The organism is Klebsiella sp. Lac1, from assembly GCF_009825425.1.
Taxonomy (GTDB): Bacteria; Pseudomonadota; Gammaproteobacteria; order Enterobacterales; family Enterobacteriaceae; genus Klebsiella; species Klebsiella electrica.
In genome coordinates this window covers 1,078,675-1,094,636 of sequence record NZ_VJZJ01000001.1, presented here as the reverse complement: position 1 = coordinate 1,094,636, position 15,962 = coordinate 1,078,675, and the positions used below count along the sequence as shown (strand labels likewise).

16 protein-coding genes and 1 pseudogene are annotated in these 15,962 nt (G+C 52.9%); 7 read left to right on the top strand and 10 right to left on the bottom strand.

From position 1 onward, the window contains the following. The first annotated feature begins 413 nt into the window (after nucleotides 1–413). Nucleotides 414–1,601, top strand: a complete 1,188-nt coding sequence (locus FNY10_RS05160) for an HD-GYP domain-containing protein (protein ID WP_141964871.1) — start codon at nucleotides 414–416, stop codon at nucleotides 1,599–1,601. Nucleotides 1,602–1,683: 82 nt separating this feature from the next. Beyond that, a complete protein-coding gene (locus FNY10_RS05155; RefSeq protein WP_160703768.1) occupies nucleotides 1,684–3,468 on the top strand; it encodes a diguanylate cyclase in 1,785 nt (594 codons plus the stop codon). A gap of 25 nt (nucleotides 3,469–3,493) precedes the next feature. On the opposite strand, the gene FNY10_RS05150 is transcribed toward FNY10_RS05155, so the two are convergent. Then, nucleotides 3,494–4,102, bottom strand: coding sequence for a histidine phosphatase family protein (locus FNY10_RS05150; protein ID WP_227699346.1), 609 nt, complete (start codon nucleotides 4,100–4,102; stop codon nucleotides 3,494–3,496). 240 nt (nucleotides 4,103–4,342) lie between these two features. Between FNY10_RS05150 and FNY10_RS05145 the strand changes: the two genes are divergently transcribed. After that, nucleotides 4,343–4,588, top strand: coding sequence for a YmjA family protein (locus tag FNY10_RS05145; protein WP_100684921.1), 246 nt, complete (start codon nucleotides 4,343–4,345; stop codon nucleotides 4,586–4,588). Nucleotides 4,589–4,764: 176 nt separating this feature from the next. After that, nucleotides 4,765–5,247, top strand: coding sequence for a cold-shock protein (locus FNY10_RS05140; RefSeq protein WP_131049715.1), 483 nt, complete (start codon nucleotides 4,765–4,767; stop codon nucleotides 5,245–5,247). Between the two features lie 218 nt (nucleotides 5,248–5,465). Here FNY10_RS05140 and FNY10_RS05135 read toward each other — a convergent pair whose 3' ends face one another. The 7 genes from FNY10_RS05135 to FNY10_RS05105 form a co-directional block, all read right to left on the bottom strand. After that, nucleotides 5,466–6,488, bottom strand: a complete 1,023-nt coding sequence (locus tag FNY10_RS05135) for a C45 family peptidase (protein WP_160703772.1) — start codon at nucleotides 6,486–6,488, stop codon at nucleotides 5,466–5,468. 21 nt (nucleotides 6,489–6,509) lie between these two features. Then, a complete protein-coding gene (gene glnQ, locus FNY10_RS05130) occupies nucleotides 6,510–7,232 on the bottom strand; it encodes a glutamine ABC transporter ATP-binding protein GlnQ (RefSeq protein WP_100684961.1) in 723 nt (240 codons plus the stop codon). Nucleotides 7,233–7,234: 2 nt separating this feature from the next. Continuing rightward, nucleotides 7,235–7,891 (bottom strand): glutamine ABC transporter permease GlnP, encoded by a 657-nt coding sequence (gene glnP, locus FNY10_RS05125; RefSeq protein WP_131049717.1) that lies wholly within the window; start codon nucleotides 7,889–7,891, stop codon nucleotides 7,235–7,237. Between the two features lie 52 nt (nucleotides 7,892–7,943). Next, complete coding sequence (gene glnH, locus FNY10_RS05120; RefSeq protein WP_131049718.1) at nucleotides 7,944–8,696, bottom strand: glutamine ABC transporter substrate-binding protein GlnH; 753 nt, start codon at nucleotides 8,694–8,696, stop codon at nucleotides 7,944–7,946. A 148-nt stretch (nucleotides 8,697–8,844) separates the two neighbouring features. After that, complete coding sequence (locus FNY10_RS05115; RefSeq protein ID WP_160704051.1) at nucleotides 8,845–9,396, bottom strand: carboxymuconolactone decarboxylase family protein; 552 nt, start codon at nucleotides 9,394–9,396, stop codon at nucleotides 8,845–8,847. Then, nucleotides 9,396–10,736 (bottom strand): aspartate aminotransferase family protein, encoded by a 1,341-nt coding sequence (locus tag FNY10_RS05110; protein ID WP_160703774.1) that lies wholly within the window; start codon nucleotides 10,734–10,736, stop codon nucleotides 9,396–9,398. The genes FNY10_RS05115 and FNY10_RS05110 overlap by 1 nt, the downstream gene beginning before the upstream one ends. A 130-nt stretch (nucleotides 10,737–10,866) precedes the next feature. Then, nucleotides 10,867–11,727: a MurR/RpiR family transcriptional regulator gene (locus FNY10_RS05105; protein WP_100684960.1), complete on the bottom strand. Its 861-nt coding sequence runs from the start codon at nucleotides 11,725–11,727 to the stop codon at nucleotides 10,867–10,869. A 375-nt stretch (nucleotides 11,728–12,102) separates the two neighbouring features. On the opposite strand from FNY10_RS05105, the gene FNY10_RS05100 reads away from it, so the two are divergent. Both FNY10_RS05100 and FNY10_RS05095 read left to right on the top strand, forming a co-directional pair. Then, a complete protein-coding gene (locus tag FNY10_RS05100) occupies nucleotides 12,103–13,086 on the top strand; it encodes a DUF1852 domain-containing protein (RefSeq protein WP_131049720.1) in 984 nt (327 codons plus the stop codon). A 27-nt stretch (nucleotides 13,087–13,113) separates the two neighbouring features. Next, nucleotides 13,114–14,145 carry a methionine synthase gene (locus FNY10_RS05095; protein ID WP_131049721.1) on the top strand — a complete coding sequence of 344 codons (1,032 nt, stop codon included), beginning with the start codon at nucleotides 13,114–13,116 and terminating at the stop codon, nucleotides 14,143–14,145. A gap of 197 nt (nucleotides 14,146–14,342) precedes the next feature. Here FNY10_RS05095 and FNY10_RS05090 read toward each other — a convergent pair whose 3' ends face one another. Next, a complete protein-coding gene (locus FNY10_RS05090; protein WP_160703776.1) occupies nucleotides 14,343–14,819 on the bottom strand; it encodes a GNAT family N-acetyltransferase in 477 nt (158 codons plus the stop codon). Between the two features lie 119 nt (nucleotides 14,820–14,938). Beyond that, a complete protein-coding gene (locus FNY10_RS05085; RefSeq protein WP_131049722.1) occupies nucleotides 14,939–15,478 on the bottom strand; it encodes a DUF2058 domain-containing protein in 540 nt (179 codons plus the stop codon). A 112-nt stretch (nucleotides 15,479–15,590) separates the two neighbouring features. Here FNY10_RS05085 and FNY10_RS05080 point away from each other — a divergent pair. Continuing rightward, nucleotides 15,591–15,902, top strand: a pseudogene (locus FNY10_RS05080) (EamA family transporter); the annotation flags it as partial. Nucleotides 15,903–15,962: the final 60 nt, after the last annotated feature.

Genomic DNA, 15,962 nt, shown 5'->3' with positions numbered 1-15,962 from the left:
GTCCCTGTACTGGTTTCACGCCGCCAACGCCTTTCGAGAAACCGCGCGTCCTTTAGCGGCGGCAAGCGTTCATCACTCCATCATCTATCCGGTTCTAAAATTCGTTTTGCCAATGGTCAAAATAGCCAGCTATCATCCCGGTGGCGAAATAACGCAACCGGCTCACGACAATGTATTTTCTTTTTATGAGCAAAATGATTAACTGACGACTGTTAAAGACTTTTTTCACGCTTTATGTGCCTTTGTCGCCACGCATTATGGGCTTGAGTATTGCTATAAATGAAATTATCCCGGAATTTACTTACCGATCATTTCGCTGCGTACTGGCGTCTCTTTCCCCCTGCTGGCGTTATCTGGACACAGATGACCAGAATGAGCCGATATTATCCCGATCACGCGGATGGAGAAAAACGATGCGTCTCACCTTAAAATCAGCATTGATGCTAACCACGCGCGTTATACAGATAATCAACCCGGAACTTCAGTTGCATATGCAGCGCACGGCGTTAATTGCCCTCGAACTCTCGCTGGCCCTGAAGCTGCCGCGAGCGCAACAGCAGACTATATTTTGCGCCGCGCTGCTTCACGATATTGGCGTACTCGGCGATAAACGAATCGTTACGTCGCTGAATGACATCGATAATATCGAAGACCCCCACCAGCAGCGGGGCGCCGAGATGCTCGACGGCTTACCCACCTTCGCGCCTGTTTTGCCTCTTATTCGCCATCACCATTTTAACCCGGCGCGTAAAGGCAACCTCGAAGAGCATATCGTTTTTTTTGCCGATGCTTTTGAACGTCTGCTCTCTGGCGGAAATATCACCACCGATCATTACCCCGACATGATCATCGACACCTTTCGCACCTTGCATCAAGCGATCGATCCGATGCTCTGTGACACCGTCTGCCAGCTCGCGCAAAAAGAGCATTTCTGGCTGCATCTTCACCCCGGACATATCCAGAGGATGCTGGAAATCATCGGCCCGATAAACGAACTGTCCATCGATATCGACGGGCTAAAAGATATTTGTTTGTTAATCGCCAAAATTGTCGATACCTACAGCAGTTTTACCGCCAGCCACAGTATTATGGTCGGCGAAATATCCTGCCTGCTGGCAACCTATATGCATCTGCCGGAAGAAGAGTGTAAAAAAATCGAGATTGCCGGTTATTTGCACGATATTGGTAAAATTAATATCCCGCTGGATATCCTGGAAAAGCAGGGTGAACTCACCCCTGATGAACTACGTCATGTGCGAGAACATAGTTATATGACCGGTGAAATTCTCAGCGCCTTTAGCGAACTGGGGGAAATCATTAACTGGGCGGCGAACCATCATGAAAAACTCGATGGCAGCGGCTATCCGCTGCATCTGAATCAGGATTATCTGCAGCTGCCTGACCGGATCATCGCCATTGCCGATATCTTTACCGCCCTGACCGAAGATCGCCCCTATCGCGTCGCCATGCGTTATCAGGATGCCTTACAGCTGATAGAGAACGATGTTATAAATGGCGCCCTGGATAAAGATGTTTTTTGTACGTTATGCCAGCATGCCGATACGCTGCATAGCACGATTATTTGCAAAAAACGCCGCTAACCCTCTGCCCGGAAATGGGCCGAAGCGGGTTCTATAATTAGACCTGACCTCATTTGTTCATCTGCATGCAAGGAAAATTCGGGTGAGAATCGCCACCATGACCAACTGGGCCTACGGGATCACCGTTTGCCTGACCATCACTTCCGGTATTGCCATGCTGATGGCGTCCAGCGCGGAGACGGCCGAACGCCGGGCCGTACAGCAGCGGCAGATCTTCGACCAATTAACTGAATCGGTTGAAACCGAGAGCTGGGAATTATCCGACCTCGCTCGCGCTTACGTCATTAACAAAAATCCGGATCTCTTACAGGAATACCGCCAGCAGGCCCGTTCGCTGAAGACGATAGAGCAGCGGCTGGAAAAGCTGAAAGATCAGGGAGCGACCTCCCAGGAGCTGCTGTTGCTGCGCGAGGGGCTGCAGATAGCGGATGAGCTACAGGATGAACAGCAGACCGCGCTTGCCAGTATTGAACGTGGCGCAGACAACGAGGCGATCGCCCTGCTCTACGGCAAGCCTTATGAACAGGATCTGGACCGGGTACAGACGCAGATCGATCACTTCCGCCTGATGCTGGAAGGCCGGGCCGCCAGCGCCATTGCGCAAGCCACGGCAAAATCGCACACCTGGCGTACCTTATCAGAAATCATGGTCGCCCTGACGGCGCTGATGTTCCTGTTTGTCCTCGGGTTTATCCTTCAACGGCGGGTATTGTACCCGGTTGTCCGTTTAAGCGATGTGGTACAACGCCTTGCCTCACAGGATTATGCCGTCGAAGCCCCCCGCTTCACGCAGATCGATGAGATTGGCGATATGGCCCAGGCGATCCGTATTTTCCGCGAAAATGGCCTCGCGCGTCAGCGTCTTGAGCAAGAGCGGGATGCTGACTGGGCGATTCGCGAACTGCTGGCGCGCATGACCCAGCGTCTGCAAGGCTGCGAATCTTTTGAGGATGTCATCAAGGTCGCCGAACTCTTCGCTCCGAATATCGCCCCCGCGATTCCCGGACGCCTGTATGTTCTCGAAACCAACCCCTGGCAGTTGCGCTGCGTGGCGCAATGGCTCTCGCCGCCGGATGAACCCGAGGTCTTCTATCCTGACAACTGCTGGGCCGTGCGCCGGGGGTTAAGCCATCCGCCGGTCAATGGTGAGCCAGACATCGCCTGTTCGCACCTGCCCGAGGCCTGCATTCACCAATCGCTTTGCGTGCCGCTGGTTGCGCAAGGGGAAGCGATCGGCCTGCTCTCCTTCAGGAACGTCACCTCCGCCACCGCCCCTTCTCGCGCCTATCTGGAACTGATGGCCGAAGCGCTGGGCCTGGCGCTGGCAAACCAGCGTCTGCGCAGCGCGCTGCTGGAGAAAGCGCTGTTCGATTCGCTCACCGGGCTGCGTAATCGTCATCATCTGGATGATGCCCTGAATACGCAAATCAATCTCGCGGTGCAAAACCATACGCCGCTGAGTTGCCTGATGATCGATATCGATCACTTCAAAATGATTAACGATCGGTATGGTCATGAAGCCGGCGATCTGGTGATCAAGAGCGTAGCGGCGATTGTGCAACGCGCGGTACATGACAGAGGGATGGCTTTTCGCTACGGTGGCGAGGAGTTTCTGGCGCTGCTTGCCGGTGCCAGTGAAGAGTCGGCCCGGACCTGCGCCCAGGAGATTTACGACAATGTCCGCAGCCTGACCCTGCGCGATGGCCTCAACGATATTGGCCAGGTGGATGTCTCGATAGGCATTGCCAGTTTCCCGCAGCATACCCAGAGCGACAGCCTGCTGCGCGCCGCGGATGCCGCGCTTTACCGGGCCAAAGAGCAGGGTCGCTCCAGAATCGTCAGTTTCGGCATGCTGAAAACCGACTAAGACCATAAGGGGATAAGCTGGCCGCTTATCCCCGCACCAGCAGATGGGTGGCTATCCCCCATGTCACCAGCGATAAGCGGCCTTCAGCACGCTCCAGGATCGAGTAGCTGCCATTCGGATGCGCATAGCGGGGAAAGTTCTCCAGGCCGTGGCCGTCAAGTCTGGAGACAACCGCCTGAATCACCTGACCATGAGAAACCACGCACACGCACCGATCCGCGGCCTCAGCGGCGTCAAGCAGCGCCGCTGTCGTTCTGTCGACGGCCTCGGTCAGCGACTCGCCGTGCGGCGGTTTCACATTCGGATCGCCGGAGTAGATTGACTCGAACAGCCTGCGCCTCTCGTCATCAAGTTGTGGGTAGACCGTGCCCTCTAATGGCCCCAACCCCCGTTCCATAAGCCGCGAATCAAAGCGGATCGGACAGGCAAAATGGGCCGCGATCGGCATGGCCGCCGCGACGGCGCGACCTGCTGGAGAAGAGACCACCCGATCGATCTTCTCGCCATCAAGCGCGCGGATCAGCGCCGCAATTTGTCGATGCCCGCGCGCGGTCACCGGGCTATCAAGGTGCCCCTGCAGGCGGTTAACGCCATTCCATTCGGTTTCACCATGTCTTACGAGCAATATCTTCATTGACGGCATCGGGTTACAAGTTATCGGGCAACATTATCATCCGCAGAGAATAAAAAGAAAGCGCTCCCCTGACACGCTTCCCGTTAACGCTCAGAGCGCCCGGCAAAACGCAAAGAGACCGTGCTTGCTCACGGGCGTTTCTCGCTTTCTGACCGCTGCCGCGCGGGTGGCAGAAAAAATGAAATAAGGATGCTATGATCGCCGGCAAATGATGCCGGCATTAACCTGAGGGGCTACTGAATGAATAATGAAATACCGCTAAAATATTATGACATCGCCGATGAGTACGCGACGGAATGCGCAAAGCCGGTCAGTGAATCAGAACGCGATCCTCTGGCGCGCTATTTTCAGCTGCTGCTCACGCGTCTCATGAACAACGAGGAGATCAGCGAAGAGGCCCAGGGCGAAATGGCGCGTGAAGCCGGTCTTCATCCGGATCGGATCGATGAGATTGCGATGTTCCTCAATCAATGGGGCAATGAGTAGCTCCCCTGGCTCTCTGACCAGGGTAAACCGGCGTGTGGTTATGCTGCTGCACGCCATTCTCTCGCGTAGTCCAAATTTATCGTCCAGACTGAAACCAAAGGCGTGGTCTGCGCAGGCATTGTGCATTACACTGCGCGCTGCAAAAATTGAGTTAATACATGATTAAGTAGGTGGTAATGGCGATGAACGGAACGATCACAACCTGGTTTAAAGATAAAGGTTTTGGATTTATCAAAGATGAAAACGGCGATAACCGCTATTTTCATGTGATTAAGGTCGCCAATCCTGATCTGATTAAGAAAGATGCGGCGGTGACCTTCGAACCCACCACCAATAACAAGGGTTTGTCAGCTTATGCGGTGAAAGTGGTGCCGGAAAGCAAATACATCTATATCGCCGGCGAGCGTCTGAAGCTCACGTCGATCAAATCCTACCTGGTCTACAGCGAAGAAGTGCCTGCCGATACCCGCATTGATAAAGAAAATGCGGTGCTGTCCGTGGGGATCCTGATGAGCAGCATCAAGCCGAAATCCGACGTTAAGCCCGGTGATATGCGCTCGCTGAAAAAACTGGCGATCACCACTTTTCAGGGGACGACATTGATCTTCTCGGAAGATGAGATTGACATCGATACCACGGTGAAACTGCTTAAAGTCTGAGCGCATGGCCTCTGACCCTGGGCCGACATTCTGCCCCCTTGTGGCGCAGCCTGTCGGCCCCTGCACACCGCGCGCAATACGCCTTCTCTCTCCCGAACCCGCGATTGTATGGCGCTATAGCGGCCCTGCGTGCGGTGCCCGTCTTCACCAGACTCCCTCCGCCTGCGCCGGAGAGCCAGAATCACCCCGGCGCATTCGCGTCATTCACTTCATGCAGGTCATGCATTCACCACACCTTGCAAGATGGCCTGCTGACGATCCAGGGTGAAAATGCGCCACTCCACCTGCCGGGCATTCAGCACAAACAGGGCCGTAGCCAGGGTATTCTCCTCATCCGGATCCTGCGGCGATAGACGGTATATCGGCAGTTCCGCATCCTGCCTGTCGGATAGTATTGCCAGGGCGCCAGCGGCATCCAGTTGCGATGACGTTGTTAACTCGTCGATAAGGCGAGCCTGGCGCGAGGCGGAACTGTCGGTGATCACCTGCTGCACATCCCCGAGCGATTCGTGGATCAAATGGTTAGCATGGCCAAATACGCCATCCAGCAAACGCACGGAATAACCGGAGCCGGTCGCTTCAATGCTGAACAGACGACTATCCCCGCACTGTCCCAGGGTGTGATGGAACGCGCCTGAACGCGGCGCTGAGGTTAAAACGGCAATGGCCTCATCCAGCGTCCCGGCATTCAGCGCAGCGCGCGCGAGGATTTGCCGCGGTATACCGACGGGCCGGTGCAGCGCGCGAATGTTGTTTACGGTATTCACGATCCCCCGGGCATTGACTGCGAAGGTATGACCGCAAAGCGAACCTGGATATGCAAAGCTGGAAAAGGCCATCCCCTCGGTGGGGGAAATACTGACCCACGCGCAATCGTCGCGTAACTGCGGGAAACCGTCTTCGTTGTGGGCGATAACGCTCTCCGCCTCGGGGCTCTCCCCCGCCACCGTGGTACAGCCATCCGACGTGGATCGCACTAAATCGCCCCGGCAGTTCCAGGCGAAAACTTCGTCAACCGGCGCCTGTAACCCCGCCGCCATACCGGCCAGCTCTTGCCAAATCAGCGGAAACTGCTCTTCAACCAGGGCTCGCATCGCCTGGGTTTGAGCGCTGTCTTTCATCGCGATGACCGTTTGCCACAGCGGAATATGTACCAGTTTTTGATGCCAGGCGTGGCGGCCGAACTCGCCCAAACGTTGACCAACGGCAAACGGAGAGCCACTAATTGTTATTTTTTGCATAGGGTTATTATCCACTTCTGTTCAGGATACGTGTTGCAGGAATTCTTTCAGGCGCGGATTGGTGCTCGCGTTTAGCAGCATATCAGGTGCGCCATCTTCGGCAATGGTTCCGCCATCAATAAAGATCAAGCGCGATGCCACGTCACGCGCAAAGCCAATTTCGTGCGTGACAATGACCATGGTCATCCCTTCATCGGCCAGCGAGCGCATGACCTTTAGCACTTCATGGCGCAGTTCAGGGTCAAGCGCGGAAGTGGGCTCATCGAACAGCATCATTTTCGGCTTCACCGCCAGCGCGCGCGCAATCGCCACGCGCTGCTGTTGGCCGCCGGATAACTCCGCTGGATAGTGGTTAGCGCGTTCCTTCAGACCGACGCGATCCAGCAACGCCAGCGCCTGTTCGCGTGCCGCCGCTTTACTCTGTTTACGCACCCGAATGGGGCCAAACATCACATTCTCCAGCGCGGTTAAATGCGGAAAGAGATGGAACTGCTGGAACACCATGCCCGCTTCACGGCGGATATCGCATTCGTTGGCGTGCGGATCGGTAATATGCATCCCCGCCACCAGCAGCGTGCCAGAGCTAATCTCCTCCAGCTTATTGATACAGCGCAGCAGCGTCGATTTACCCGACCCCGATGGCCCGATAATCACCACCACTTCTCCGGCTTCAATTTTCAAATTGATATCATGCAGCACGGGCGTCGTGCCGAAGCTTTTAGATACTGCGCTAAATTCAACCATGCTCATAAAATGTGGATCCTTTTCTCTAGTTGCTTCAGCAGAAAACTCAGGCATAACGTCACCATCAGATAAATCAACGCCACTGCCGTCCACACTTCCAGGGCGCGAAAGTTTCCGGCAATAATTTCCTGTCCTTGCCGCGTTAACTCAGCCACACCGATAACAATGAACAACGAAGTATCTTTAATGCTGATAATCCATTGGTTACCCAGCGCTGGGATCATACGCCGCAATGCCAGAGGCATAATCACATGCCAGATGGTGCTACGTTGCGATAATCCCATTGCCAGACTGGCTTCTTTAAAGCCTTTATTGATTGATAAGATTGCGCCACGCGTTATTTCGGCGATATAGGCACCGGAGTTAATCATAATCGTCGCAATCGCGGCGGTAACCGGGTCGATACGCACAGGCAATATCATCGGCAGAGCGAAATAAATAAACATCACCTGTACCATGATCGGCGTGCCGCGAATTAACTCAACAAACACTAACGACAGCGTTTTCGCGATCCGGCCGCCAAACGCCCGGCAGGTTCCGGCGCACAAACCAATAATAAACCCACCCAACAGACCTGACAGCGAAATAATCAATGTCAGTTGCAATCCCTGCAGCAGCAGCGGCAGGGATTGCCATATATAATGACTATCAAAATTCATAATAAAACCGGCTCAGATGGAATATGGGCCGAATTGCTCCGGCCAGAAGACGTTATTTAGGCTGTTTGTCAAACCACTTCACATAAATTTTGCCGTAAGTTCCATCTGCGCGTAATGCCTCAAGCGCGGCGTTAATCTTTGGCGTCAGGCTGCTGTTTTTCTGCATCGCGAAGCCATACTGCTGTGGCAAAATGCTATCGGTTTCCCCGGTGGATTTGACTTTACCACCGCCGGCCGTCTTCACGTAATAGAGCACGTTCGGCGAGTCATGTACCACGGCGTCGAGGTTCCCTGCCTGCAGATCGAGATAGGCATTGTCGATATTCGGAAATTCAATATAGTTAGCTTTGTATTTCGATTTCATAAAGGTCGCGGCGGCGGTGCCTTGTTTAAGCCCCACTTTTTTGCCTGCCAGATCGCTGAAGCGGGTGATGCTATTATCCCCTTTCTTCACCGCTATTAACAAATCAGCGTTATAATATCCGTCGCTAAAATCGACAACCTGTTTTCGTGCATCGGTAATGGTAATACCCGCCATTGCCACATCTAAATTACGCGATTGCAAGCCAGGAATTAACCCACTAAAATCCATGGGGCGTAACTCGTAGCTTATATTCATTTTTTTAGCAATAGCATCCCACAGGTCGATATCAAAGCCTACGTATTTATCACCTTGTTTAAATTCAAAGGGGACAAATGCCGTATCAACACCCACCGTTATTTTATCCTGCGCCGCGGCTAAAAAACTGGTGGAGCATGCGACCAGTGCCAGTGTAATTTTTAATTTGCTAATAAAAGTAGACATAATAACCCTCAACGTCGATGAGAAAGTATATAACAGAACAGATGTTGCGCCCACTGAAGGGCTAACAACCGGTGTGTGTATTCCATGACAAATTAAGCAAGCAACCTGGAGTGAAGAAAAAAGACCCTCCAGTTTGCCGGTCAATTATTTAAGCGGGAATAATCTCATCCCCGGTATCGGGCACTGGCGTCTGCGCGCCGTTCATAATCATAGAAAGTAAACTGTAATAACCATTAATGCCCATCAAATCGACCACGCCCTTTTCTCCCCAAAGCGCGATGGCGTGTTGCCAGGTATCATCGCTGATTCTTTTCTCTCGGTGCAGCTGTTGGCAGAAGTGATAAACCACCCACTCATCCGCTTGCAAATCCACCGGCAGACGGCATTCATTAATCGCCTGTACCGCCGCGGCTGAAATGCCCTTCTCACGGGCAATAGGCGCATGAATCGCCCATTCCACCGGCTGGGACCAATGGCGCGCGGTCATGAGAATAGCCAGTTCAGACAACCGTTGTCCGAGCGCGCTGCGATAGCGCAGGTACTCCCCCATGCGCTGTGCATGGGCCATCAATTCGGGGCTGCGCAGCAGCGGTTCAAAGGGCGGCAACAGTGCGCCGCGGGGGCCGTTAATGATCTCCTCCGCCAGCGGGCGCTGATGTTCATCCCACTCCTGTTCGGCCAGCGGCGGTAAACGATTCATCATACTGGCCTCGCTAACTTGTGCGTTTCTTCACGAATGACCTGATGCAGCGTATCAACCACGAAATCAAGCTGCGGTTGCGTAATGATAAACGGCGGGGCTATCAGAATATGATCGCCATATTGTCCATCGATGGTTCCTCCCATCGGGTAGACCATCAGGCCACGGGACAGACAGTTGGCCTTGATTGCCGCATGCAGCTTTAATGCGGGATCGAACGGGGTTTTGTCCCCTTTGTCATAAACCAACTCCACGCCGGCAAACAGGCCACGTCCACGAGTGTCCCCGACATGCGGTAGCTCACCCAGCACATCACGCAGCGCGTTTTGTAGGTAATGACCCTGTTGTTTCACCGCATCCAGCAGGTTATCGCGCTCGATAACCTGCTGGACCGCCAATGCGGCGGCGGCGGCAGTGGCATGACAGATGTAGGTATGTCCATGCTGGAACAGACCGCTGCCGGCCTGAAGCGCGGCGACAATCTTCTCGCTGGCCAGCACCGCGCCGATCGGCTGATATCCGCCCCCCAGGCCTTTAGCGATGGTCACCAGATCCGGGACAACCTCATCCTGCTCGAAGGCGTGCAGCGTGCCGGTACGCCCCATGCCGCACATCACTTCATCGGCAATATACAAAATGCCGTATTTATCGCACAGTTGACGCACGCCGCGCAGGTAACCCGGGGTCGGCGGGGTCGCGCCGGTTGTCGCGCCGACCACCGTTTCTGCGCAGAAACCGATAATGGTTTCCGGGCCGGCCTCGATCATTGCCTGCTCCAGTTCCAGCAGCAGACGATCGGTATACTGCTGCTGGCTCTCATTCTCGCGACGGTCGCGGTATTCATTGCAGGCGGCGACGCGAATCACGTCGATTAGCAGCGGCGCGAATTGACGACGACGCCACTCATTGCCTCCCACGGCCAATGCCCCCAACGTATTGCCATGGTAGCTCTGCTTGCGGGCCATAAATTTGGTGCGCTCCGGCTGACCGATTTCGACAAAATACTGGCGCGCCAGTTTCAATGCGGTTTCTACCGCTTCGGAGCCCCCGGAGACAAAATAGGCGTAGTTAAGGTCGCCCGGTGCCTGGCGAGTCAACTGCTCCGCCAACTGCTCAACGGTATCGCTGGTAAAGAAACTGGTATGCGCGTAGGCCAGCTGGTCGATTTGACGATGCAGGGCTGCCAGCACGTCGGGATGCCCATGCCCAAGGCATGAGACGGCGGCGCCGCCGCAGGCATCAAGATAACGTTTGCCGCTGGCATCGGTGATGTAAACACCTTGCGCGCTCGCCGCGACGGCGGGGGTGTGGCGTAAGCTGCGATGAATGATCTGACTCATGCTCTGTTCCTGCTCCTGAAAACGCTATTGCGTACTATGAGGATTATCTTGCAGGATTCATTTGAATCACGTCAACGCAATTATGATGCATATGTATTTAATTTTCTTATTACAGGGAGAAGTGCTTCATTTACCCGGATTTGCCGGGAACCACATAGGCGCCGGAGTCGATCAGATAGCGCTCAGCGCTCTCGATTTTGCTGACCGCCTCGTTGCCGTGACGCGCCACCAGCATCGCCAGCAGACATTCCGCCAGCCCCATACCGGAGACGACAGACGGGAAAAACGAGGGGCTGTCGATTGAAAACAGCAATGTGCACTCCGCCGCCTGAGCTAACGGGGAGACCGGTGAGTCGGTGATGGCGATAATACGGGCGCCGGCCCGCTGCGCCGCATGCAGGACATCCAACGACTCTCGTGAATAGGGGGCGAAACTGGTAAGCAGCACACAATCGCCAGCGGTGAGTTCGCGGGTAAACAGTTCAATGTTGCTTGCCAGACCATCAATCAATGACACCTGACGGTTGAATAAACGGTAGACATAATACAACGACCAGGCAATCGGGAAGCTGGCGCGAAACCCGCAGATATAGACGTTGTCCGCCTCATCCAGCAGCGTGACGGCTCGCGGCATCGCCTGCTGATTTTCACGCCCGGTGAAGGCCAGATTGGCCTGATGCGCCTGAAAAACTTCCTCATACAGCTTCGACTGCGTATCTTTGGCAACGAGTTTTTTTGCTTTAGATACATATGTATCATTACGTAAGCCGAGATCGTCAATAAAGGCATCCTTCAGCTCTCCCCAGCCGCTAAATCCGAGACGCTGCGCCAGACGCAGCAGCGTAGCGGGTTTCACCCCGGCTTGCGCGGCGAAAGCGCGCATGGATTGCACAACCAGTATATTCACGTTTTGCAGACAAAACTCTGCGGCCCGCTGTAACTCAGGTGAAAGCGTACTGAACTGACTGACAATATTTTCTTGTGGATTCATCATGTTGGTCACCGGATTTCAGAAGCAAATATCTAAACACATTTGTGATTGAGACTCTACACTGCGGGTCGCCCCGCTCTTGCCACTCATCCGCTTAGCCTGAGAGTCGCGCGCCGACCATCGGCCATGCGCAGAGACGGCAGAGAGCAGCGGTCGCGGTTTTTAAGTGGCCCGATCGGCGACCATGAAGATACCTCATGTTGTAATGAAATTATGTCGCTTTCACTCATCCGGGGACTCTGGCATAAAATGTGTTTATTAATCAGAGACAATATGATGATTACTGAACGATAAAACCAGATAAAAAGAAAGGATATTCTGGGATTCAGGGAATAAATTCAGTCTTCATATCAGAACTTAGGGTGCAGCATCGCGATGAATAAAAATTTTACATTTGCTATTAAACGTAGTTGTTTTGACACGCATTATAACCCCGCTGAAAATACGCGAATTACAACCAACTTCGCGAATCTGGCCAGAGGGGACAACCGTGAGGAAAACTTGCGTAACACGCTGACGATGATTGACAACCGTTTTAACTCGCTGGCGTACTGGGATAACCCGAAAGGCGATCGTTATTCTGTCGAACTGGAAATTATTTCAGTTGAGATGACACTCCATGACCAGGATCGCCGCGGCAGCTTCCCGGTGATTGAGATATTAAAAACGAATATTCTTGATAAAAAAACGCAAGAACGTATTGACGGCATCGTCGGGAATAATTTTTCTTCTTATGTACGTGATTATGATTTTAGCGTGCGGCTGTTAGAGCATAACAAACAGCAATCCCAATTTAGCATCCCGGATGGTTTTGGCGATCTGCATGGGAATATTTTTAAACATTTCGTCAATTCACACGAGTATCAGCAGAACTTTAACAAACCGCCGGTAATTTGCCTGAGCGTATCAAGCAAAGACACCTATCAGCGGACCGGAAATCAGCATCCGGTATTGGGTATTGAATATCAGCAAAATGGCTCGTCGCTGACCGAACAATATTTCGCCAAAATGGGATTAAAGGTTCGCTATTTTATGCCGCAGAATAGCGTTGCGCCGTTAGCATTTTATTTTGCTGGTGATGTGCTTAGTGATTACACTAATCTTGAGCTTATCAGCACCATCAGTACGATGGAGACGTTCCAGAAGATTTACCGGCCTGAAATTTACAATGCCAATGCTGCCGCAGGGCAATATTATCAACCGAGCCTGAATCACCAGGATCATTCATTAACCAAAATTGTTTATGATCGGGAAGAACGAAGCCAGCTGGCGATTGAGCAAGGAAAATTTACTGAAGAGCATTTCATTAAGCCTTACCAGAATATTCTTGAGCAATGGTCTGCTGGCTACGCACTTTAATTCACCGAACATACAAGGCTCCCTATTATGAAGAAATTATTACCCACATCGACGGCTGGCAGCTTACCTAAACCTTCCTGGCTGGCAGAGCCTGAGAAACTGTGGTCCCCGTGGAAATTACACGACCAGGAATTAATTGAAGGGAAAAAAGATGCGCTGAGTTTGTCCCTGTACGATCAGCTGCGTGCGGGAATTGACATTGTCAGCGATGGCGAACAAACGCGCCAACACTTTGTCACCACCTTTATTGAGCACCTCAGCGGCGTGGATTTTGAGAAACGCGAAGTGGTGAAAATTCGCAATCGCTATGAGGCAAGCGTGCCGACGGTCGTGGGTGAAGTGGCGCGTCAGAAGCCTGTTTTCGTTGAAGATGCCCGGTTTTTACGTCAGTTGACCAGACAACCGATTAAATGGGCCCTGCCAGGACCGATGACGATGATCGATACCCTCTATGATAATCACTATAAAAGCCGCGAAAAGCTGGCCTGGGAATTTGCCAAAATTCTCAACCAAGAGGCTAAAGAATTAGAGGCGGCGGGTGTCGATATTATCCAGTTTGATGAACCGGCATTTAATGTCTTTTTTGATGAGGTGAATGACTGGGGGATCGCCGCATTAGAACGAGCCATTGAAGGACTAAAATGTGAAACGGCCGTGCATATCTGCTATGGATATGGCATCAAAGCCAATACCGACTGGAAAAAGACGCTGGGGTCAGAGTGGCGTCAGTATGAAGAGGCGTTCCCGAGGCTGCAAACGTCAAATATCGATATCATCTCGCTGGAGTGCCATAACTCGCATGTCCCTATGGATCTGCTTGAGCTGATTCGCGGCAAAAAGGTGATGGTGGGAGCCATTGATGTCGCCACCAATACCATTGAGACCCCGGAAGAGGTCGCCGGTACGCTACGCAAAGCGCTTGAGTTTGTCGATGCCGATAAGCTTTATCCTTCGACCAATTGCGGTATGGCACCTCTGTCTCGTCAGGTCGCCAGAGGCAAGCTCAATGCGTTAAGTGCCGGCGCGGAGATTGTTCGTCGGGAGCTGCTGGCGAAATAAGCTGCGGAGTAAGCGCGCTGAAGGAATGGTCCGGCTCAGGCGTTCGGAATCACTATCCAGAATCCTCGCCGGACCGAACGGCGCGCAAGGTAACCAGACTCAGGGTAAGCACAGCGGCGAGACCCTGAGGAGCCGTTGACCGCAGCCCGGCGCTATAAACGGCTTTTAGTCGACGTCCGCGTAGCGCCGGTCGCGCGTTAACCGATCAACGTTTTACTCATATTGATTCCCGTCACCCAAAAACCGGTGGACTGGTAGACATGGCGGGCTCGTTCATTATCCCCGGCAACGCGAAGTCGAATCTGTTCAACCCCCTGCTCACGCATCTCCTGCTCAAAAGCGCGTAGCGCCTGCGTGCCCAGCCCCTGCCCCTGGCAGGCGCTGAAGATATAAAAATCATAGATGAACACGCTTCGCGTGGCGGCATCGGGTTTGTACCAGAGATAACCGACGTGTCTGTCATGATTGTCTGCCTGGATAAAGAGACACAGCAGAACCTGCCCGGGCGTATTCACCCCCTCCGGAAGATCCCCGGCGATTTCGCGCTTCGCTTTTGCCAGTGAATCCTCTGCGCTAAGTCGATAGTTGGCGGCGATTTCACGCGCATAATCCGCAATAAAATATTGCAGATAGGCCGGATATTCTTCTTCGCGCATGGGGCGAAACATCATCATTGATTCATCCTTACTGATTCATCCTTTGAGGGGGCGGCATTTTTTGCCGTGAGGCCAGGCGCTCATCCCCTTCACTGAGGCGGCCATTCGACGCAATACAAGATCAACGGCGAGATCAACTACCACATTAAATCATCAGGCACTTTAAAATCAGCATACGGGTCGTCTTCGTCCTGCTCTTCCTGGCTGAGCGCGCTGTGTAACACAATGCTGTCCGCATCGCGCTGCGCAATTTTATCCGCGACGTTAGCCGGAATAATCGCGTATACGCTCTCGCCGCTGCTGTCTGCCACCAAACGCGCGATCGCCAGACGGCCGCTAATCAGTTGGGACTGAACCAGCTTATCGACAAAAATCTTTTTGATGAGGTTGTTGTCGGTAAAGTTAAAGCCAATGTCCCCTTTTGCCGGCACAATTCGGTTCATTTCAATAAGCTGTTTCACCTGAGCTTTATATTCTTTGGCTAAAACAGCCTGCTTTTGCTGTTCACCGAGCTGCTTATCACGTTCGAGCTGCGCCTTTTTGTTTTCTTCCACCGCCTCTCGCGCTTCACGCGCCTGAACCCGTGATTTTTTCGCCGTTCTTTGCACTTTAGCGACCTTTTTGCTGGTCACTAACCCGGCTTTCAGCAGCTGCTCTTGTAAGGTGAGTTTTGTCATTTCGTCTCTAACCCCGTTGAGAAATTTCTGCGATTATAGCGGGAATGTCGGCGGCTGTACCAGGATTGCATCACCGCAAGATTAGCGGCCACTCTTACAGGTAGAGGACACCATGCCGGCTATGCGCGAAATACTGAAGGCCGCCATTTGGGGCGCAAGTTTTTTGTTCATGCGAATTGCCGCACCTGAATTCGGTGCGATTAACACTGCTTTTTTACGCGTCTTCTTTGGCTTTAGCGGGCTTACCGTTATTTTGTTTGTTCTTAAATCCTCATTTAATTTTGAAGGGAAGTTCAAATCATCGCTTATTTTAGGGGTAATTAATTCTGGGTTCCCTTTCCTGATGTATTGTCTTGCCGCCAGATGGTTGCAGCCACAGCTTCACTATTTTCAGCACGCCGTTCGGCCTTTCCCTGCGGCTCTCCCGGTCGACAGAGCCGCTGAAAATTGAGAATGCCGATATCTGGTTTTCGTTCCCCAGGCG